Source organism: Candidatus Zixiibacteriota bacterium (assembly GCA_029860345.1).
In the GTDB taxonomy this organism is placed as follows: domain Bacteria; phylum Zixibacteria; class MSB-5A5; order GN15; family FEB-12; genus JAJRTA01.
The window spans coordinates 155180-177238 of the sequence record JAOUBJ010000010.1 but is presented as its reverse complement, the minus strand read 5'-3'; the positions used below and the strand labels follow the sequence as shown (position 1 = coordinate 177238).

The following is a 22059-nucleotide window of genomic DNA, read 5'->3' as shown; positions in this document are numbered from 1 at the left end:
GTATGTGACACAATTCACAAACCAATTAAAACCAATAGCGACCAAATTCAGAGATAGCCCATACCCGCCTGAATATCCAGGTCCATGATGTTATGTAGAGATTGTGACACAATTCACAAACATCCGCGCCGGATTAACGAAGGCAGAACAAAGGCCACGCCTGTCGGGGATTCGCCCTCAGCCTGCAGAGACCAGGGCAGCCCGGCGGCCGATCCGGCCTCGCTCTTACTGATCGGCTTAAGACAAGCCCCGACCCCAAGGCTGATCGAGGCCGCCTTGCTCAGCAGGCCAAGGCCGCCGACCAAACTTGAAGCCAAAACCGACCCACCAGCCAAATCACCCCGGCCCACCCTGACAAGCGACCAAATCAGACCCTTTGGGCAGCCCGACATTGTGAAAGTCTTCACAATACCCACCTCTGCCCCGGACCCATGTCCGCTTCGCCACCGCCTGAGATCTGACCGGCTGACCTCTCAACTCATACCTACCCAAACCACCCCGAAAAGGCCCTCACGATAAACAATATTGTGAATAAGATCACAAGATTGGCCAACCTTGCGGCCGGGCGAAGCAGCCGAATATGGATCGCAGAACATCATTTTCGGTCTGATCGCCGAACGTCTGCCAGCCCTGTCGAGCGACCGGCTGGTCCGCCTCCCGGCGGACATTGTTCTGTACCGGACAGAAAGAAACTGCTCCGGCACCTATGTCCGAATCCGGACAGTCAAATTCCTTTCAGACCGGCCAGCCCGAAGTGGGAACTCAGACAGGACCTCAGCTATGTCACCGAACGCACTGGTGGAGGGAAGGAGCTTGTGACACAATTCACAATCTCAGGTTTCCTGATCGGTGATCCAAGCCGCCGTAGCTCAGCCGAAACGCCGATCCATCTTGGGGAGGCGGCATTCCTTCGAGCCGTGACGGATAGCTTCAGCCTCAACCGATAGAGGCATCAAAAGCTCGTCGTGGCACGCTAATGATCGTGAAATAATTCACAATCTATTCTGCCCTGAACGGCCCGCGCTGCCTCTCAGGCAATTACGGAGCCCTATTCGCAAACTTAGTTTTGGAGGTCCTGGGCCAGCGATATCGCTTTTGCCAGGACCGGATCGGTCTTGTTTACAAGGTCGTCGATCGACGGCGTCACCATGTAATCGGGCTCAATCCCCCGGCCTCGATCGAGACCCGGGGCATCGGCGATAAAGGTCGTGTGTGGCAGCAGCAGTTCCAGGCCGCTGATCCTCAACCGGTGTTCTCTGTAGCCGCCATGACAGGCGTAAGAGCCGCCGGTCTCGGCGCCGATAAAAACCGCCCTCGTTTGAGATTTGAGCAGGGCACAGAAGTGCCCGGTGGTGGAATAGCAACCCCCATCCACGAGCACAAACAAGTTCCCGTGGAAGGCATGGTCCGGCACTGGCTGGACTGTCTGCAAATCACCGTAAAGGGGGGTGGATTGGGACGAAAAATAGCGAAAGGGCCGGCCGATTAGATAGCCAAGAAGATAGGCCGAACTGTAGGGATCACCGCCGTCATTACCCCTCAGGTCCAGAATCAGCGCATTGGTCTTCCGGGCGGCCAGGTCCTCAAAGAACGGGTCTACCAGTTTCGCAAGCCGCTGGACATCATCATAAAAGTCGAAAAACCGGATTGTCAAAGTCGCGTATTCATTGTCATCAGCAACGAAGGACTCGACCAGGGGCCGGCGTGGAGTCAGGAGGTTGTTTTCCTCAGCGAATTGTCGCGCCTCGGCCAGGCTCCTGGCCGGTAAGGTGACGGACCCTGGCTCTGGCTCTGACCCGCCCGACGGCATGTACACGATTTCGTATAGCTTTGACGAGCCGACACAGGAAAGATAGAGTGACCGGAATCCGGTATTCATCAGGAAATGTTTGAAGGTCTCGTTTCTGCCGTCGGCGTACAGGCAGTCTTTCATGATCCGAATAATAGTAGTGTCGGCCTGGCCGTTGATTGACAGAACGGCACTTCCCGGCGTGATAATAGGTGAGTCCAGATAGGTCTCATAGACAAAGAGACTGTCGCCGACAACTCTGAGATCAAGCGGCAAGTGGTCGCCATATTCATAGAGATTCTCCCTGACCGGTTCGCCCAGCGTCAGTCGCGTGTGGCCACACCGGACTTTCGAGACTGCGGGTGCGACGATTCGAAAGAACTCCATCAGCGTCAGACTGTCGTCCAGGAGGGCGAATTGTCTGTCGAAAGCACTGTCCATCTCTTGTTGGTCGGTGAAGGACATGGGGTGATTTCGATTGATCAGTCGGCGTAATTGGTGAAAGTCCGACTGAAGCTGGGATGCAGAGAACTTTGCACTAGCGGTTGCCGGATGGTTTTCGCACCCGCATAGGGTGAGCAACAAGAGTATGAGCACTATTCTTAGGGGCATGCCGGGCTCTCTCTGTGTAGGTTTCTTATGACAGTAGATATAGTAGGTATGGCAGGGGCTGGTTCAAAGGACTAAACAGAGATGAATCAAACTCTAACGCTTCGCGCGATTGCTCTAACTGGAATCGACACACTTAGGGCGTCCAACATAATCCGCGTTCGAAGAGTGGATGCCGGGTAGAGTTGTATGTCATGCCGAGCGCAGTCGAGGCATGAGCACTGGGCCAAGAGATTTCACCCTTCGACTGCGCTCAGGGTGACGGCCACAAGGCACGAAGAGCGAAATTGTGGCTTGTCACCGCAGGTTCGCAAGGCCCACCCGCAACGAGTTATCTGAACTTGTTAGGCACTCCAAAGCAGCCAGGCCATCATCCCCAATAGCAGCAATTCCCCCCCGCTCAGGTTTGATTTGACTTTTTGCTCCATTTTGTGTATAAAGACGACAATGGTAAACGCAGCCAAAAGAGCAATCGCCCTGAGCATCTCCATCCTGCACTTGGCTTTAATCCTGACATCCTCAGCCGGGACGGTGACCTGTATCGAGGCCGATGGTAGCATCAAGATCGAAGCCAGCTGCGAACAAACCTGTATTTGCGACGACCCAACAGTGGTCGCATCCAGTACGGTAGACTCAGGCGATCTCGACTTACACGAACACGACACCTGCGGTGACTGCACCGATTTCTTTCTTTCGAGGTTCCTGCAGGCAACAAATCACTTCTCGCAGTTAGACTCGGACCCCGGTCCGGTCAATACAATCGCAACCGGACAGGCCTGGTCCGGACCCGATGTGGCCAAGCCCGAGCTACAGAGCGCCGAGTGGTGCGCCAAACCACCTCCACAGTCATTGCAGAAGATAGCGTCACTCAAGACCGCTATAGTCATCTGCTGATCATTCCCTCCAAATCATCCTGACGGATATGTCCCAGAGACGCATCCGGCGTCTTGAATGTCTGGGCCGTGAATCGGCTCAGAAAGCACAGCCTGAGTTCTTTAGAGGAGTATATGATTCTACGTTTGGCTATTTGTATGTTAGTAATGATCGGTCCGGCGGCTGTCGGGTCTCTGTGTGCAGGCACCTCGGCGGCTCAGCAGTGGATGGACCCGTTTCCACCACCATCAGGGGCCGAAGCTGTATCCACCGATTCGATAACCTTGCATGACGCACTACAGAAAGTGGCTCACTCTAATCCATCGCGGCAAGCCTTCCGACATCGATTGGAGGCGGTGATTTCCCGCATTGAGCAGGCCGGGCTGAGGCCAAATCCTGAGATCGAGTTCCAGGCCGAAGACTTCGGCGGTGACTTGCCCGGCTCTAGCCAGGCGGAATTCACGGCCGGTCTTTCACAAGAGATTGAATTGTGGGGTAAGCGAACAAAGCGCCGTCGGGCAGCTAAGAGCGAAACAGATGCCGCTCGACTGGATTTGTCCTTTGCCGATTACGACCTCTACGGCGAAACGTGTCGGCGCTACTACCTTCTGGTTCACGCTCAGAACAACCTGGCTCTGGCCGAAGATGCAACCAAGTTGGCTGAGACCATGACTGCTTCGGTCCAGGCCCGTCTGGAACATGGGGCGGCCATGATCTCAGAGCTGTTACTCAGCGAACTTGAGCTCCAGCGGGCCCGACTTGAGCAGGCTCGCCGGGAATATGAGCGGGCCTCTGCGCAGGACGACCTGGCCGCGTTGTGGGACGGTAAAGAGGTCGATCTGGTGGCTGTTGAAACCGGATTGGAGCCGGGACTGTTGAAACGGGTCGATAGCTTGATCCCCGATTTTTCCAACAGCAAAGAGGTGTTGCTGGCAACTACTCAGGAAAGCCTGCTAAGAGCCCAATTGAATTTACAGCTTGCTGAAAACAAACCGAATCTCACCGTTGCCGGGGGCTTCAAACGGGCCCAGGCCGACGGCACCAACAGCTTCGTTTTCGGCCTGGCCATGCCGCTTCCGTTTTTTGATCGCGGGCAGGGTAGTACCAAAGCGCTACGCTCCGAAGGAGTGGCTGCCGGATGGGCCCGGCAACAAGCTCAAGTTTCGACCCGGGTGGAGTATCGACGCCTGACGCGGAACCTGAAACAGTTTTCGGCCCGTCGCAAAATGTTTAACGATATAATTCTGCCACAGGCACAAGAGACCTACCGGTCGCTAAGACAGGCTTTCGAAAAGGGAAAGGTAATCTACTCGGTTCTTCTGCAGGGAGAACAAACACTGATAGAATTACGCGCCGAACTGAACGATCTTGATTTGGCGCTGGTCGAACAGGTAATCGCCCTGGAACAACTTCTGGGCGTCCACCTTCTAATGACCCAATCCAAGTGAGGTTATGCAGATGTCACGAATACTCAACAACAATCGGCTCCTGGTCTTACTGTTCATTGCCGTAATCGGCCTTCTTCTGGGCTCGGTGTCGGTTACCGGTGGTGGCGAGGATGATCACGAACACGAAGACACCCTCGCCCAAGAGCAAGACAAGCACGAGGGTCACGACCACGACGATGTTGCTCATGAAAACGATGGTCACGACCATGACACCGATGACGCGAAGCACCCTGATGAGCAAACGGCCACCGATGCACACGCCGGCCACGACCACGAGGATGAACTTACGGTCGAGCTGTCACCCGAAGCTGTTAAACTTGCCGGTATTTCTATATCGACCGTGGGCCGTGGTCGGATTGAACAGTGTATCGAACTGCCGGGTGAGGTCGGTTTCAACGAAGACAGAGTAGTTCATATAGCGCCGCGCTTTGCCGGAATCGCCCTGAAGGCCAACTACCGGATCGGCGATCATGTCTCGTTCGGAGATGTCGTCGCAGTGGTCGAAAGTAACGAGAGCATGAGTGCGTACTCGATCAAGGCTCCTATGTCAGGTTGGGTGATTTCGCGCCATGTAACGGCCGGAGAATTCGTCTCGGAGGAGAACAGCATCTATGTAATCGCCGATTTGTCAACGGTCTGGGTAAATCTGGCCGTCTATCCGAAAGATGCCCACCGCATAAGGAAAGGTCAGGTGGTCGAGATTGATGCGGTCGGATCAAGCATTCGGGCGACAGGGAAAATCGAGTACATTTCGCCAATCATGGATCTTCGCACGCGCAGCCTGACAGCCAGGGTTGTACTGTCCAATATGGACAAGGTCTGGAGACCGGGGGCTTTTGTTCAAGCCATGATCGCTACCGAAGGGGGTGATGAAGGACTGGTGGTGGATAAGGGCGCGGTCCAATTCCTTGAGGGCCAGAGTGTCGTGTTTGTCGTCGACGGAACCAACAGGTTTCGACCGATCGATGTTGTTACGGGCGCCGGCAATGCTCGCCAGATAAGAATTCTTCACGGCCTGAAAGACGGCGCTAAGTATGTCTCAGGCGGCGCTTTCGAGTTGAAGGCAAAGATCGTGACGAGCAATATGGATGCTCACGCCGGACACTCGCACTAGAGAGAGGCTGTTTGATGAAAAGTTTTTTTGAACTGATCCTGAAGAACCGTCTACTGATAGTCGTCCTGCTGATTTGTGTAACAGCCTTGGGGCTCTACCAATCGAAAAACCTGCCGACCGACGCATTTCCCGACATTTCGCCGGTGATGGTGCCGCTCTTCGCCGAGGCACACGGCATGGCGCCTGAGGAAGTGGAGCGCTTGATTACATTCCCTATCGAATCGGCCATGAACGGTCTACCCGGCGTGCGGGAGATCAAGTCGACTTCCGCTTTCGGCATGACGGTGATCTATGTCTATTTCGATGACGACGTTGATGTTTACTTTGCCCGCCAGATTGTTGCAGAACGATTGAGCCAGGCAGCCGCCGAACTACCCGACTTGCATGAACCACCCGGCCTGGGGCCGATCTCGACCGGCCTCGGCGAGGTCTACATGTACTATCTCACGGCCGACAGTACTGTCGACACCGATGGCAAACCCCTGGATGCATACCTGCGCGAAGTCAATGACTGGGTAATCAAATACCAACTTCAGACAATCCCGGGTGTTACCAGTATTCTGTCCATGGGCGGTCACATTCTGCAATACCAGATAACCGTCGATCCATACGCGCTCAACAAATATGATCTTGGTTTTGAAGATATCGTCCAGGTGGTGACCAACAACAACAGCAACGCCGGCGGGCAGTTTCTGGTCCTGGGCTCTGAGGAGTATCTGGTAAGAGGGGTAGGTCTGGTTGAGACGTTGGACGATCTCAGGAACATGCAGCTCAAAGTGGTAAACGGTACACCCGTTCGATTGGGTGATGTGTCCGAGGTCGGCTACGGGCGCGAGATTCGCCGCGGCGTTGTCTCCCTAAACGGTGAGGAGGAAGTGGTTGGCGGTATCGTAATGAAGCTTTTTGGCACCAATACCTCCGATGTTATAACCGGGCTAAACCAAAAAATTCCCAAAGTACAGCAATCATTGCCACCGGGAGTGCGACTGGTTCCTTACTATAATCAAAGTGCGTTGGTCAGCAACGCCGTCTACACGGTGCGTAATGCGTTATTGCAGGGCGCCTTTCTCGTCGTATTGGTATTGGCCCTGTTCCTGGGAAACGCCAGGAGCGCTCTTGTTGTCGCGCTGGCTCTGCCGGTCTGCGCGGTGATTGCCGCTATCTTTATGAGAACGGCCGATATGTCGGCCAATCTTATGTCGCTGGGGGGAATAGCCATCGCAATTGGGATGTTGGGAGACGCCTCAATCGTCATTGTCGAGAATATATATCGGCTGCTTGGAGATGAAGCCAACCAAAACAAAAGCAAGACGGAGATCATCGTCGCGGCCTGCGCCGAAGTTGCCAAACCAATATTCTTCTCCGTCTCGATCATCATCATTGTCTTCCTGCCCCTGTTCACGCTTGAGGGTGTTGAGGGCAAGATGTTCTCACCAATGGCCTTTACCATCACTTTCGCGCTTTTGGGATCTCTGGTAGCCGCTTTGGTTTTTTCGCCGGTATTGTCTTCACTACTGTTCACCAAGAGTAAGAGAAGAGAGTTCATTCTTGTGAGGGCGGTTAAAGCCGTCTACCGACCGCTCCTCGGTTTCGTGTTGCGAATCAAGGCGGTTGTTCTGGTGGCAACGCTGTTGTCGTTTGCCGGGACCCTTTACCTGTTGTCACATCTGGGCACAGAGTTCATCCCAACACTTGAGGAGGGCGCCCTTCAGATCAACGTAGGCATGGCGCCCTCTATCTCGCTGGTGAAAGCGACCGAGACCATCCAAAAAATCGAGAGAATTGTCATGGAGTTCGATGGTGTAGAGCAAACGATCGGTAAAATCGGTCGACCGGAGGCGGGCAGCCACCCGCATCCGATCAACGCTTCGCACCTTCAAATCATGCTCAAACCTCAGGAAGAGTGGCAAGAGTACGAGTCCAAAGAGGAACTTGTTGAGGCTCTGAATAAGAAACTGTCGGAATATCCGGGCATTCAAACAGTCTTCTCGCAGCCAATTCAAAGCATGTTCGACGAGTTGCTTTCCGGCGTTAAGACTCAGTTGGCCATCAAGGTCTTTGGCGAGGACCTCACCGTTCTTCGCAACACAGCCGAGCAGATCAAAGAAGTCATCACGCCTGTGGAAGGTTTGGTCGATCTCAGCGCCGAGCAGAGTTTTGGTCAGCCACAGGTGCAGATTGTGGCCAATCGTGAAGCGTGCGCGCGTTACGGTGTCAACATTTCAGAGATTCTCGAGATCGTGGAACACGCGGTTGGTGGTGAAGAAGTTTCACAGGTCTATCTGAACATGCGACGGTTTGGCATCTATGTCCGATACGCCGAAAAGTACCGCAACGACCCCGAGGCGATCAAGAATCTGCTGGTACATACATCCGAAGGAGTACTGATACCACTGGCCCAGGTGGCCGATGTGGAGACGGTGATCGGTCCTATCCAAATCAACCGCGAAAACAACCAGCGAAGATGGATCGTCTCCGGCAACGTTCGCGGTCGTGACATGGGCGGTGTGGTCGCCGATATCAAGAGACTGGTCGATCAAAATATCCAACTACCGCCCGGCTACTTCCTGGAATACGGCGGACAGTTTGAAAACCAGGAGCGGGCCATGAAAAGATTGAGCATCATTGTCCCGGTTACATTCCTGTTGATTTTCCTTCTCTTGTACATGTCGTTCGGAACTCTTCGCAGTGCGACGCTGATTTTCGTGAACGTCCCGCTTGCCCTCATCGGTGGCGTCCTGGGGCTGTACATAACCGGCGAGTATCTATCGGTACCGGCCTCGGTTGGGTTCATCGCGTTATTCGGGATTGCCGTCCAGAATGGATTGGTGCTGGTGTCTTGCATCAACCAACTGCGCGATGAGGGAATGCCGACCGTCGAGGCGATCACGCAGGCCTGCCTGCTCAGGTTACGACCGGTCTTGATGACCGCCCTGACGACAATCCTGGGACTGGTGCCGCTGCTTCTGTCGCACGGTATGGGATCGGAGGTTCAGCGACCGTTGGCCGTAGTGGTTGTCTTTGGGTTGCTGTCGTCGACTTTTCTGACGCTGGTTCTGATACCGGTGTTGTACGAATGGTTCGCACCCAGACGGGCGATAGAGACAATGTGATTCTGAAGGGCTGGAGGTTGTCTCCAGCCCTTACTTGTGAAGCTGATGAATCGAAAAATCGTAACATGGTCAATGTGCAGCGCTCTCTTGATCGGAGCCGCATTCGCCGCACAAGGTGAGCTTCTTTGTATCGAACACGACGGGAATACAGAAATCGAAAGCCTTGGTCTTCTCTGTTGCCGGGATTCTGACCATTGCTGTGAAGGAGAAAACTCTAGCTCGCAGAAGGATCATCATCCTGGCGATTGTAGCCGTTGTGCAGACGTCGAGCTCGACAGTGTTCTTAGGTCAAATCTAACTCCAAGGGTCAAAGAGGGATCTGTACCAGACGTCTCATCTACCACCCTCATAGATTTCGATGATCGTCCATCACAGTTTCTTGACAATTCATCACCACTGACCACACATCGTCAGTCGGCCCGTCCAAGAGCCCCGTCAACTGATATTGTGATAACAGCTATGCTCTGTTGATTTCCAAAACTGACTCGGTTTTGGGATAGTGCCACTTATATCCGGCAGACGGGTACAAGTGAATTACTACATACGAGAACGTTTTCAGGAACAACAAAGGTGAAAAAATGAAAACAATATCGACGAGCATATTTCTGATACTCATGCTAATCAGTGTAACCGCTGCGCAAGAATGTGGACCCAACTGCCCAGTCTGTTCCGGGGCGGGCAACAACCCTGGTGCTTTGTTGTCCCGGAGATCGCTAATGTTCTCCGGCATGACTATTCCGACGGCGGAGGAAGAAACGGGTGTATTGAATGCCAGGGTCGGATTGCTGAGTTGGCTCGATGCCGGTGTTGGATACGCATTTGAAACTGAAAAAGTCCTTTGGGACGCAAGAGTACAGCCGGTGCTGGAACAAGAAGACGGTTGGAAACCGGGGCTCATCTTGGGTACTGGTAGCGTACAGACCGGTGGAAGTGATCAATCAGTGTACGCGCAAGTCATCAAGTCCTGGGAGGTCAGTGAAACCTTTGGTTTACGATTCTCGACCGGGGTGGCTACACTTCTACCCGACCATGATCAGCTTTTCGGGATGGCCGGGTTAACTGCCAGTTTGAGTGAGCGATACGCACTCTTTGGCAACTATGATGGTGAGTCCTTCCACGAAGGGCTCGCCTGGATTCCATTGGATTGGCTTACGGTTTCGTTTCTGATGATAGAAACTGAATTCCCTGCGATTTCTATCACAGTCAAGAGATAGTCTCATGATGTGACGGGAGGATCGGGCACGGCGCAGTATCAGCAACTCTTGGAGGGCAGATTGGTCTTCAAACCTGCCGACTGTGGCGGGTACACGCCGCGGCGCGCAGGCGAAGACGGACCCGGCCACTTCATGCTTCGACTGCGCTCAGCATGACATGCACCAGCGATTGGTCACCAGTTGAACGGTGGGATCATACGGTAGCCCACCCAGAGGCTCTGCGTCGGGTGGGGCCATTGATGTTCACTGGGGAACCAACCTGTCGCCGGACTTTAGGTGGGGTGCAAGATTCACCCTTCGACTCCGCTCGGGGTGAAGTTACAAACGTGCGAAGCGCCAAGAGCCCTTTTACGGACAGTCGGCCGGGGGTGCGCCGCCGTTGAACATGAAGTCGACTAAGCCGACCAAATCGGTGATATCGTTGGCCCCACTGCCGTCGATGTCGGCTTCGGCAAGACAGGGCGGCGGCGGGCCGTAATCATCGGGATCGCCGCCGGCATCCGAGAACATCCAATCGGCCATGTAGATCAGATCGGCAATGTCCACCTGGTCGGCCGGGTCGCCGTCGACATTACCGCGCGTACCACGACAACATGAAACGAGATCAAAACAGTGCGGACCGTCCCAGTCGGGCGGGAAGGCTCCCACGGCCGAGCCGTAAGACCACATCCAATTGCCCGACGGCGGACAGTAGGCGGAGTCCAGGCAGAAGGTCTCGCCGATGAAGGCTGAGTTGTCGTCGAAATCAACCGTTATGTAGTAGACAGGGCCAAAGAAGCCCGGCGGCAACCCGGTGCCTACCATGACAGAACCCCCAAACCGGACGGAGTCACAACCTGCGCCGTCCCAACCGAACTGCCCTATTGAAAACACCAGGTCGAACCAATCGTTGGCCGGGAAGGAAGGGTCCAACCCCCACGATCCGACCCAGGTCACACCACCAGTGGCACACAACTCATACCCGTTGACCATTCCCTTAACTTTGTTGACCGGATCATAGTTCTGATGGCTCATGTGGAAGGTGACCGGTCCGCCCGGGATCGGAATCTCGCCATCCATGAGACCTTCTACTTCATCCAGCCAGACTCGCCCGCCGTTCTGGCCAAAAGCAGTAATTGTCAGCAGACAAACCAGCCCCATCGTAATAGCAAAAATGCGTGTCATAGAAGTATACCTCATCCCTTCCTCAGAAGTACGTTGTTTGTCGAAACGGTGTCATTCAATAGATGTCTTGTCATATCTCTACACAATATACATCGAATATCCTCACGGGCAATCAGGCATTGGGAATCCACCCAGGAACATAAACTCAATCAGCACCACCAGGTCGGAGATGTCGATTTCTCCACTACCGTCGATGTCGGCTTCCTCCGGACAGAACGGTGGCGGACCATAGTCGTCGGGGTCGCCACCGTAGTCGGAAAACATCCAGTCGACGAGATAGATTACATCGGCGATATCGACCCTGTCCTCCGGATCAAAGTCGATATTCCCCACACCGCCGCGACAGCAGTGCACGATCTCGAAGCAATGCGGTCCGTCCCAGCTCGGCCGGACTTCGCCATGGGGCGGATCGTAGCGCCACATCCACCCACCGCTTGGCGGATAATAGGTGGAGTCCAGACAAAGGTGGTGACCGATCAAGGACTGATCGCCTGCGAGTCTGAAGTTCATCCAGAAAGCAACCGAGTCAAACCCGTCCACCAGCCCCGCACCATATTGGGTCGAAACGCCGCCCCAACCGAGCGTGTCGGCGCCGGAACCGGTGAGGCTGTATGTGTTCATCGCCCAGACCAGATCGAACAACGAACTAAAATCTACCGGTCCGTCGCCCCAGGCAATCCACTCCCAGGTCACCGCCGGATCGCTACCGTATACGCTGAATCCGTTAATGATGGCTGTGGCCGGCTGGGCAAAGCCGACGTTGGTCAACCGGATGTGAAAGGTAATCTCGGTGCCGGGAACGATACTGTTCGGCGGCCAGACGCCTTCGGCAGAATCCAGCGATATCGACGGATGCGGGACGCCCTGTCCGACAGCGACCGTGCAGATAACACTGAAACAGGCTAAACATGCGAAAATGCGAACGAAAGTCATGATGACATTCTCCGCGCAGAAAGTATTGATCTCGTAATTTCGATCGTAGCGCGTGTTTCCCTGCCCTGAACAAGGATAGCATATCAACAGGGAGGCGTCAATCTCTTTTTGTCGGGGTGCCCAAGCCTAGACCGTGTCACCCTGAACACTCACTAACCTCACCCCGAGCATTTACTAACCTCACCCTGAGCGGAGTCGAAGGGTGATTCTCTCCCGGAGAGTTCATGCTTCGACTCCGCTCAGCATGAGGTGGTGATGGACATGTCAGAAAAACAATGTCGCCGAAGTTGAAAAGGAGGTAGGTCGAAACCCCTGGCCCGAAGGGATGCCGAAGGCAGGTTTCGACAATGGCAATTGCAGGAAAAAATGTCGTGGGAGCCGAGAATGCACCGGGTGGCGTTGTGATTAGCTACCGAATGAAGACAGCTATCGCGCCCACCGCAAACAGCAGTCCGAGCGGTACTAAGAAATGCAGTAAGCTACCGTAGCGTTCGTACCAGTTCAGATTAGTGTCGACCTGTTTCATGTTAACAGAATAATCGACGGGTGCGAGTTTGTCAATGGGGGAATGCATCATGCCGGGAGGTTAGTTCGTGAGGGACTCCCCATGTAGGTTCATGCTTCGACTCCGCTCAGCATGACACGGTCAAGCCGTGATTCTCGCGCTTCGAGCGTTCACTTAGTCATTCCGGGCTTTGACCCGGAATCCAGTTCTGAATTCGAAGACTGGATTCCGGCCTTCGCCGGAATGACAAGTCAACGTAGGGCGTGTCGAAGACGGGCCTGCCCTGCGCACGGACAAAAAAACCCGCGGGCGATGGATACCCGCGGGTCTATATTTATGCGGAAGGCGGGACTTGAACCCGCACGACCGAAGCCACTACCCCCTCAAGATAGCGTGTCTACCAGTTCCACCACTTCCGCATTAACCGTCAAAATCAATCCGTGTCGACCTACTGGCCACCCGGGTCGGTCGGGGTTGTCTGCGGAGGCTGATCAGTCGGTGTCACCTGCACCCCTGGTGCCGTCGAGTCGTTCAAAAGCTGCTGCTGTTGTTGCTCCTGGAGGGCTCGTTCGCGGTCTGCCTGCGCCTGTTGAGTGACAACCGACGTTGCATCACCCGGTTGAGCGCCGGTAGTACCGACCTGCCGCGAGGATGCCGACATAAAAGCCAGCGCTCCACAGTTTAACATAAACAGCACAGCCAGATAAGATGTGGCTTTCGACAAAAACGAAGCGGCGCCTCGTCCCCCGAATACGGCGCCACTCAAACCGCCGCCACCAAAAGCTGAACCGGCCAAGCCTTCGCCTTTACTGGCCTGCAACAACACTACCAACACTAACGAGATGCAAACCATAACATGAAAAACTACCAAACCAACAAACAAACGCTTACCTCCAGTCAAACAGCATTTACAATTCCACAAAAATCATCAGCCTTTAGAGATGCGCCGCCCACTAAGGCGCCGTCGATATCCGGCTGACTCAAAAGGTCTTTGGCATTACCCGGTTTGACCGACCCACCATACAGTATCGGCACCACCGATGCAGCATCTTCGTCGTTTCGAGCCAATCTGACTCTGAGAAAACTATGCACCGCCTGGGCCATTTCCGGTGTCGCCGTCTTACCGGTGCCAATCGCCCATACCGGCTCGTAGGCCAGTATCGACTTCTTTAGTTGATCCGCCGTCAGGCCCTCAAGAGAGCCGTCCAACTGACCAGCTATGACCTCCTCCGTCCGGTCGGCTTCTCTCTCGGTCAATGTTTCGCCGATGCAGATGATCGGGATAAGGCCGGCTGAGAACGCCGCTTTGGCCTTGGCGTTGACCAACTGATCGGACTCAGCATGGTACTGCCGCCGTTCGGAGTGGCCAAGTATAACATACCGGACCCCAACTGTCAAGAGCATCTCAGAGGAGACCTCTCCGGTGTATGCACCCTTCTCATGTTGCGACATATCCTGAGCGCCCAGTGCAACATGAGACCCGGCAAGCAGTTGGGCCGCCTGAGCCAAAAACGGGTAGGCCGGACAAACGATCATGGTTGCGCCGTTGTCTGAGGAGCTGCCGCTCAGCAGTCCTTTGATAAGCTCCTCTGTCTCGGCTGCCGTGCCGTTCATTTTCCAGTTGCCGGCAATGATGGTCGACCGCATATCAGAGGGCCTTGACCTGTGATTGGTCGGTGAGCGATTCGACACCCGGCAGCTTCTTACCTTCAAGAAACTCAAGTGAAGCCCCGCCGCCGGTGGAGATGTGGCTCAGTTTATCATCCAGGCCGATTCTGGAAATGGCCGCTGCCGAGTCACCGCCACCTACAATCGTGATTGCGCCGGACTCGGTCATCTGGGCCAGTAGGCGGGCGATGGCGAAAGTGCCATGGGCAAAAGGCTCGGTCTCGAACACACCCATCGGGCCGTTCCACACCACCGTCCCGGCGCCGGACAGGCTGTCACTGAACTGTTTAATCGTGGCCGGACCGATATCCAGCCCCATCATGCCGTCCGGTATTTTGTCTACATCTACAATCTGCGTCTCAGCCGTGTCGGTAATCTCCGAGGCAACCACAGCATCCACAGGGAAGATCAGTTCGGCGCGTGAGTTCTTGACCATAGCCATCAACTCCCGAGCCAATTCAACTTTGTCTTTCTCAAGCAGCGACCGGCCGATCTCATAGCCCATCGCTTTGGCGAATGTGAAGACCATACCGCCGCCGATAACGAGTTTATCGACTTTGTCCATCAAGCTTCGAATCACATCGATCTTGCCCGATATCTTAGCGCCACCCAGCACCGCCACAAAGGGACGTTTTGGTTCGGACAACGCGCGGCCCAAGTATTCGAGTTCTTTTTCCATCAGGAACCCGGCCACCGATTGGTTGAAGTGATGAGTAACGCCTTCGGTCGAGGCATGGGCGCGATGAGCTGATCCGAAAGCATCGTTGACAAAGATATCGGCCAGAGCGGCGAGTTTCTGAGCAAACTCCGGATCGTTGGCTGTCTCTTCGCCGTGGAATCTGAGATTCTCCAAAAGAACGCAGTCACCGCTCTTCAGATTATCTATCAGGTTGGATGCTTCCGGTCCTATACAGTCCTCGGCAAACTGAACATCCTGGCCCAATAGTTCACTCAGCCGCACCGCCGCCGGGCGCAAGGACATCTCGGCAACGAATTTCCCCTTGGGGCGGCCAAGATGTGAACAGGCGATGACAACACCGCCATCGTCAATTATCTTTTGGATCGTTGGAAGAGCAGACCGAATACGACGGTCGTCTGTAATGTGCTGTTGGTTATCCAGCGGCACATTGAAATCGACCCGCACCAAAACCCTGCGATCTCGGAAGTTGATGTCGGCTACGGTGACTTTGTTCATTAATTCGTCCTTATGGTTCGCCCTGCTACAACATGATCTTCATCATGTCGATCATGCGGTTGCAGAAGCCCCATTCGTTGTCGTACCAGCTAAACAGTTTGGCAAAGTTACCCTGCGCCATGGTCATGCCGGAGTCGAACACCGAACCGTGCGGGTTGCCGATGATATCGATGGAAACAATAGGGTCCTCGCAGTATTCCAACGCATTCGACAGCCATTTGTCGGCTGATGCTTTTTTCATGGCCGCGTTGATCTCGTCGGCGGTCGTTTCTTTTTCGAGAATCACGGCCAGGTCGACCATGGAACCGTCCGGCGTGGGAACACGAATGGCGCAACCATCCATCTTCCCTTTCATCTCGGGAATAACCTCGGCAATCGCCTTGGCCGCCCCGGTGGATGTGGGAATCATTGACAGGGCGGCAGCGCGCGCACGACGCAGATCACTGTGAGGCGCATCGAGTGTCCGCTGGTCCATCGTGTAGCCGTGGATTGTCGTCATGAAGCCTTTGACGATGCCGAAGTTTTCCATCAGCACTTTAACCATCGGAGCCAGACAGTTGGTCGTGCATGACCCGATCGAAATAATATGGTGCTTGTCCTTGTCGTATCCCCGGCAGTTGATTCCGGGGATGAAGGTGCCGTCGTGCCCTTTGGCCGGTGCCGAGATAACAACCTTCCTGGCTCCGGCGGCCAGATGCTTGGATGCAGTCTCTTTGGTGCGGAACAGTCCGGTGCATTCCAGGATGACTTCCGCGCCCAGCTTCGCCCACGGCAGGTTGGCCGGATCACGTTCGGCGGAGATAGGTATCTTTTTTCCGTCGACCATCAGATGGTCGTCGCCTGAAGATACCTGGCCCGGGTACTTGCCGTGCACCGAGTCATACTTCAGAAGATGGGCCAATGTCTTGGCGTCGGTGATATCGTTGATGCCTACGAATTCAATGTCGCTCTCTTGGGCCGCTCGGAATACAAGTCGCCCGATCCTACCAAATCCGTTGATTCCTACTTTCATCTGGTCCTCCAATTAACCAATCAGTTTCCATTCTTCGGGCTGTAAAGATATTTGACGCCAACCGTAAACGCAAGCGCATCGTACTCATCAATGACCACCAACGACATATTTATGGGCATATATTTGACTGTGAAATCAAGACCAACACTGCCGGCTATAGGCCAGTCAAATCCACCGCCAAGGACATAATTGAAGTCGGTGGCGGTCTCTTCCTGCCAGTTGGCGTAGGAAATCTGCGAGTTGGTAAACTGAACATTGCGTCGGCCATAATGGAGACCACCTCCGGCCATGAGATACGGATACAGACGGGTGCCGGGGAGTGTGGGAGTGTATAGTTTAAGCTGCACCAGGATGGGGTAGATTATCAGATTGCCGACATCGGAGGCGCCGGCTGCATCCGAAAGCGTCACACTGCCGCGATTGACCGAGCCGAGCGACACCTCGCCGATCAGCCGCGAACTAAGACGGTAGCCGAAGTAAGCTTCGACATAGGCCGAAGAGGAGTGAATATTGGTCTTGAAGGAGCCGGTAATCACCGGCGGATCACCGTCCACAATATCTCCCGCCGACGGGGGGAGATCGCCCTGATTGCTCCACACACCGATGCGGATACCGGCCTGGTGCCTGGTCTGAAAAAGATCGGGTTGAGGGGATTCTTTATCGGTTGCAAGAACCTGGCCGGCTGCAATTATCAGGAGGGCAACTCCGATTACCAGGAGTTTTGACGACTTCAACAAGATCATTCTCATACTACTTCCGGTTTGTGACTCAGCTTTGAGATCGGACGCCTCAGCTATCGTCGGATTTCACTTTCATACTTGGCCTATCAGCATCATAGAAAATGATGCTACTGTTCTGGTAGTCAAGAAGGATTTTGAAGTTTTCCAGGACCAGGTTGCCGATGTTACCGGCCAACTGCTCCGAGCCGGCTAATCCGCCGCCTGATTCCGGGATGATTACTTTTAACGACTGAAGCAAAACATCGCCCACCTTAAACGAGGCGGCAAAGGCTGTTCGTCCGGAGATAGAGCCGCCGACCCCCCCGATCCCGTGCGGGATAGGCTCAATGTGATCCAGCAAGCTGTCGAGGTGGTGTGTTTCGGCAAACCGGTCGTGGATGACCAAACCGAAGGCGTTACCCAAATCGACGATGAAATCACCGGCTAGACCGTTTAGCTCTGCCCGCACGGTTGGGACTTTCATGGTCAGATGGAAAGTCACGCTTGTTCCGCTGTCTTCCGGATTGAAGGTTTCGGGATTGTAAACGGTCAATGTAGAGTCCCGATAGTTGATCAATACCGGAAAGCGTGACAGAAAGTCGTATCCCAACACGCCACCGAAGGGGGCGCCGTCGGGGCCAACTGAGGAAAGCACCGAAAGGTCCAACGAGCCGGCTACCTGGTCGCGCAAGCTAAGACCACCAATCTGTATCGAATCCACTCGCACCATATCCACTTCCTCGTAAGCGCTGATTCCCTTGGCCGCAATCTTACCTACATGCTCCAGGCCGAGTTGAGTGGCCACCGACTTGTTGAAAATGTTGGCCGATGCGCCGGAATCGAGAATCATCCAGACTTTGGTGGAGCCGTTCACCAACACCGGTAACTTGACATGTCCTGCTTGGTATCTAAAAGGCACCACCAGTGAATCAACGTCACCGGGAAACCCAAAGTCCCTTGTGTTGTCGGTCGGAATCCTGAAGATGGATCGGTCGACCGGTTCGTTGAGGGTGATAGTCTCGTAAGTGGCTTTCATCGACACCGGTGCACCCTGGGCGATTACATCGACTTCGGTAGGCCATAGGATGCCACCGATTTTCGAAACATTGCGGTAATATGTGTGCATGGCCAACTCGTCGATAAATCCGATAGACTCAGACAGTAAGCCGGAATCGAATTCAAAGTAGGCGGTGACGGTATCTTTGTTTAGCGGGCTGAAAGCCACTTCGTGATAGCGAACGCCGTCCCTGATGATCTCTCCGTTGTATTCATAGGACCCATCGAAACGGTCGTTGAACAGATACGAATGAGAGTTGAAATAAAGACCCTTAAGCACGGCGTCCCGTTCGAATCCTTGCAGCTCGGAAGTTTGTCCGTTCATGTCAATCTGCCAGGCGGTGTGGCCGTCATACGCCTGCACCATTTTCATGGCGCCTACCTGAATCTTCGAATAGAATCTGTCCGGCGGCACGTAATACTCTACAAACGTGCCTTTCATGCCCATCATATCCATGTCACCCTCAGCCCGATACGATGTCAGACGTTTCAAGCTGTCAACAGCCTCGGGCCCTCCGACCGATTTGACAAACAACGAGTCGAGATCGATAGCTCGGGCTGTGATTGCTGCTGATACGATGCAGAGCAGAATTACCAAAAATCGTTTCACCGATAACCTCTCGGGCATGTGGTTTGTCAACGCCGGACTATTAAGACAACCTTGGTTGTCCCGGCAAACAGTCTTCCTACCGCCAATTTCGGCATAAGTTCCCGCGCATTCAAGTGTTGAATTCAACCAATTCGGGCGGCGTTGAAAAGGGAGCAAACATAGTTGCGACTGGGTGGCACTTTCAGGCTCGGTTTGGGGGACGCTTTCAGTCATCCTCCCCAAACAGAGAGGCTGTGTCGCAGTGGCAGGTTCCTGCGTTCGCCGAAGGCGAGTGTGTGAACCGGAGGTTTCAAGGGCTGAGTTTACAGAACGGCTTAGGGAAATCGCAGGGTCACAACCCCGACTTCGTCGTGATCAGGACCCTGCGAGACCACACTATGACAGAACCTGAAGGTTTGAGTCGGCCACCCGACCACTCTTCTTCTCACTTGGCGAATGGTGTACCTCCTCGTGCACCACGGAATTCAAGTGGCGTTGGGCGACCCCGCCCGACGCCTGCCTAAAAGGCCACTAGCTGTCAGGCGAATCGCCTGACAGCACCAAATCAGACCATTCTAATAGGCAGATCATGATCAACTACGACAGGCCTGTAGAATTGACCGACTCCGGTTTTTTTGCTTTACAGGCTAACCTCAAAAGCTTTAGATTCGCTCAACACAGACAATTGAATTGGAAATTTGTTAGAAAAACAAGGATTACCCATCCAAAAAACCACGGAGGTTATGGGATGAAAAAGTTCATTATTGGCCTAACGATTCTGCTGTTGTGTATGGCGGGCTCCGCTTTTGGCCAGGCGGGCGGTTGTATGGTTCCGGGGACCAACATTTCTTGCCTGAACGCCTATTTTGGCGTCATGGTCGGCGGCATGTGGTCCACTATGACCGGCGACGGAACCACCGAGCAGGGGATCGATGTCAAGAGAAGGACTGGTCTGTCGCTCGGCGCCTTTTTTGAATACCCTTTTGCCAATAATCTCTTTGTCCAGCCGGAAATAAAGTACATCCAAAAAGGGATGAAGAAAACTCACACCTATGACGCCGGGGAATTCACAAGGTTGGGCAAGATATCCGCCGTGGACGCGGACGGACCGTCCGATGAAGTCACGCTGTCATACATTCAGATTCCGGTGCTGGTCAAGTACGTCTTCCCGCTGGAAGGGAAGATCAAGCCGAGCATAATGCTGGGACCGTCGCTGGCCATCAATTTATCAGCCAAGGACAAAGCCTCCGGCTGGGGTGCCGGCTGGGACGGCGATTTCGACATCATCAACGCTAAGAAGTGGGAAATCTCAGGCGTAATCGGAGCCGGTGTCGCTTTCCCTGTGGGCAAATTGACTTTCGGTGTCGATGTTCGTTATGATAAAGGGTTCACTAACGTCTTTGATGATGTCACCCAGGAAGAACTCAACGATCTTGGTTCGGACGAAACAGCTTGGACAGGCAACAACCTTGAGGGCTTTGAAGCCAAGAACGGCGGTTTCGGATTCTCGGCCAGCGTGATTCTACCCATCGGCGCAGGCAAGAGCGACGACGACACGCCGTAAGCTGGTCACAAAGCAGGGGCGGGTGTTGTTCCCGCCCCATTTCTTAATCTGCCAATTCGCGCACATCTTGTCACCCTGAGCGCAGTCGAAGGGTGAATCCTCTTAGCTCATTCGCTATCGAAACGTCCGTCGCACCATGAAATGTGCCATCAATTGCGAGAGCGTCTCTTGCGAACCCTGCCCGAGGGGGTTGTTGGCCATATTGTCACTGTTGTTGATCTTCTCGGTTTCGATCACTCGTTCCAGACCTGCATCGATAGACCAGGAACCGATCCGGTAGCCCACGCCACCGGTGATATGGTCCTCGCCGATGGCCGGAAAGAGCGGTTTCAAACCGGCATCCGGGATTGGTGACTTGCCGTGGTTGTAACCCATCCGCCATGTCCAGTCGACCACCGGCGTCAGTTCCACACCCAGTGCGTATACCCACTGATCCTCCCAACCCATGTCAAATGGCACCAGACCGGTGGCCGGAGCCTGCCCTTTGTCCGGATTACTCAGGTTGACGGTTAGTTGATCGATAGCGCCGGACCAGTTCACCCAGTCGACATCGGCGGCCACCAGTAGCCAGGGTTTGACCTGATAAGCCCCGCCCATCCCCACCTGCTGAGGCCAGGCAAAGCCGGATATGGTAGCATCGTAGGCCACTTTCCCCGCACCCATGGCCGACAGGTTCAGGTTCATGGTGCCACCGTCCAAATCGAGATCAGACTCGGTACAGTAGGCCCCACCCAGCGCGAGTCCGCCCGACCTGTATTGAAAACCAAGCCTGAGTCCATAGCCCATACCGGACACATCCTCCATTTCCATGCCGGAGAACCTCAAGACCAGCGGTCCTTGATTGACCATAACCGATGTTTCCGGGAAGAACTTCATATCCATCCGGGCATAACAGACGTTGACACTCGCCCCCAGGGTCAAATCCGAGGTGGCCCGCCAGGCCACGGTCGGCGTTAGTTTGGCATGCATCACACGCGTGCGCATATCATCGGTGGCCGGCACGACACTGCCGTCGAAAGCACCGGGTGGCACCTGACCGGAGGCGAGCATAGCCGCAAAGGGCGTTACCAGGTCGGGGTATTCAGCCCCCATACCACCTTGAACGAACATACCGAGACCAAAAGTGACCTGCCGCACCGGATGGGTATAGGCGAGAAAAGGCATCGGCACACGATCCAGCACGTCTTCTTTGTTATTGCCCAGGTTGTCGGAATGATTCAGCGACGGCCACATAGGGCTGAAACCGAAGGATAGTTCTTTGAGACTGCCGGCTCCGATTCCGGCCGGATTGATGTTCATGGTGTGGCTGCCGGTCATGGTCAGATCGGCTCCACCCATCGCCGTCGATGCTGCGCCGAAACCGATCATGTTCATGCCGTTGGAGGCATAAGTGTTCTGTCCGGACATGAGCACAAGTCCGGCCAGACAAAGACAAAGTGTTAGAATTGCTTTGTACGAGATCATCATGATCCCTCCGATTTGCTTTGCGTTCCA

At 54.4% G+C, this 22059-nt stretch carries 18 protein-coding genes and 1 tRNA gene; 7 read left to right on the top strand and 12 right to left on the bottom strand.

The genetic code is table 11. The annotated features are described in order from the left end of the window. Positions 1-113: 113 nt before the first annotated feature. A complete protein-coding gene (locus tag OEV49_11640; protein ID MDH3891727.1) occupies positions 114-407 on the bottom strand; it encodes a hypothetical protein in 294 nt (97 codons plus the stop codon). Between the two features lie 408 nt (positions 408-815). Between OEV49_11640 and OEV49_11635 the strand changes: the two genes are divergently transcribed. Further along, a complete protein-coding gene (locus OEV49_11635; GenBank protein ID MDH3891726.1) occupies positions 816-947 on the top strand; it encodes a hypothetical protein in 132 nt (43 codons plus the stop codon). 113 nt (positions 948-1060) lie between these two features. On the opposite strand, the gene OEV49_11630 is transcribed toward OEV49_11635, so the two are convergent. Then, positions 1061-2401, bottom strand: a complete 1341-nt coding sequence (locus OEV49_11630; protein ID MDH3891725.1) for a S41 family peptidase — start codon at positions 2399-2401, stop codon at positions 1061-1063. 444 nt (positions 2402-2845) lie between these two features. Between OEV49_11630 and OEV49_11625 the strand changes: the two genes are divergently transcribed. The 5 genes from OEV49_11625 (at position 2846) to OEV49_11605 (ending at position 10160) form a co-directional block, all read left to right on the top strand. Then, complete coding sequence (locus tag OEV49_11625) at positions 2846-3292, top strand: hypothetical protein (protein MDH3891724.1); 447 nt, start codon at positions 2846-2848, stop codon at positions 3290-3292. 113 nt (positions 3293-3405) lie between these two features. After that, positions 3406-4719: a TolC family protein gene (locus OEV49_11620; GenBank protein ID MDH3891723.1), complete on the top strand. Its 1314-nt coding sequence runs from the start codon at positions 3406-3408 to the stop codon at positions 4717-4719. A 10-nt stretch (positions 4720-4729) separates the two neighbouring features. Next, on the top strand, positions 4730-5833 hold the full coding sequence (locus OEV49_11615) for an efflux RND transporter periplasmic adaptor subunit (GenBank protein MDH3891722.1): 1104 nt from the start codon (positions 4730-4732) through the stop codon (positions 5831-5833). A gap of 14 nt (positions 5834-5847) precedes the next feature. Further along, a complete protein-coding gene (locus OEV49_11610; protein MDH3891721.1) occupies positions 5848-8946 on the top strand; it encodes a CusA/CzcA family heavy metal efflux RND transporter in 3099 nt (1032 codons plus the stop codon). 716 nt (positions 8947-9662) lie between these two features. Next, the gene (locus OEV49_11605) at positions 9663-10160 is read left to right on the top strand and encodes a hypothetical protein (protein ID MDH3891720.1); all 498 of its coding nucleotides are present in this window, start codon (positions 9663-9665) and stop codon (positions 10158-10160) included. 348 nt (positions 10161-10508) lie between these two features. Here the strand turns inward: OEV49_11605 and OEV49_11600 are convergent, their stop codons facing one another. From OEV49_11600 to OEV49_11560, 9 genes are all read right to left on the bottom strand, one after another. Next, a complete protein-coding gene (locus OEV49_11600; GenBank protein MDH3891719.1) occupies positions 10509-11324 on the bottom strand; it encodes a hypothetical protein in 816 nt (271 codons plus the stop codon). Positions 11325-11426: 102 nt separating this feature from the next. Continuing rightward, positions 11427-12257, bottom strand: coding sequence for a hypothetical protein (locus OEV49_11595; protein MDH3891718.1), 831 nt, complete (start codon positions 12255-12257; stop codon positions 11427-11429). 842 nt (positions 12258-13099) lie between these two features. Next, positions 13100-13181: transfer RNA gene (locus tag OEV49_11590), tRNA-Leu, on the bottom strand. A 29-nt stretch (positions 13182-13210) separates the two neighbouring features. Continuing rightward, complete coding sequence (gene secG, locus OEV49_11585; protein ID MDH3891717.1) at positions 13211-13645, bottom strand: preprotein translocase subunit SecG; 435 nt, start codon at positions 13643-13645, stop codon at positions 13211-13213. Positions 13646-13659: 14 nt separating this feature from the next. After that, positions 13660-14409 (bottom strand): triose-phosphate isomerase, encoded by a 750-nt coding sequence (gene tpiA, locus OEV49_11580; GenBank protein MDH3891716.1) that lies wholly within the window; start codon positions 14407-14409, stop codon positions 13660-13662. 1 nt (position 14410) lies between these two features. Further along, positions 14411-15625, bottom strand: a complete 1215-nt coding sequence (locus OEV49_11575; protein ID MDH3891715.1) for a phosphoglycerate kinase — start codon at positions 15623-15625, stop codon at positions 14411-14413. A 25-nt stretch (positions 15626-15650) separates the two neighbouring features. Beyond that, positions 15651-16637: a type I glyceraldehyde-3-phosphate dehydrogenase gene (gap, locus tag OEV49_11570; protein ID MDH3891714.1), complete on the bottom strand. Its 987-nt coding sequence runs from the start codon at positions 16635-16637 to the stop codon at positions 15651-15653. 20 nt (positions 16638-16657) lie between these two features. Next, positions 16658-17386, bottom strand: a complete 729-nt coding sequence (locus tag OEV49_11565; GenBank protein ID MDH3891713.1) for a hypothetical protein — start codon at positions 17384-17386, stop codon at positions 16658-16660. A gap of 40 nt (positions 17387-17426) precedes the next feature. Beyond that, positions 17427-19022, bottom strand: a complete 1596-nt coding sequence (locus OEV49_11560) for a retropepsin-like domain-containing protein (protein ID MDH3891712.1) — start codon at positions 19020-19022, stop codon at positions 17427-17429. 727 nt (positions 19023-19749) lie between these two features. Here OEV49_11560 and OEV49_11555 point away from each other — a divergent pair. After that, positions 19750-20565 (top strand): PorT family protein, encoded by an 816-nt coding sequence (locus tag OEV49_11555; protein MDH3891711.1) that lies wholly within the window; start codon positions 19750-19752, stop codon positions 20563-20565. 114 nt (positions 20566-20679) lie between these two features. Here the strand turns inward: OEV49_11555 and OEV49_11550 are convergent, their stop codons facing one another. Beyond that, a complete protein-coding gene (locus tag OEV49_11550; GenBank protein ID MDH3891710.1) occupies positions 20680-22032 on the bottom strand; it encodes an outer membrane protein transport protein in 1353 nt (450 codons plus the stop codon). Positions 22033-22059 lie beyond the last annotated feature (27 nt).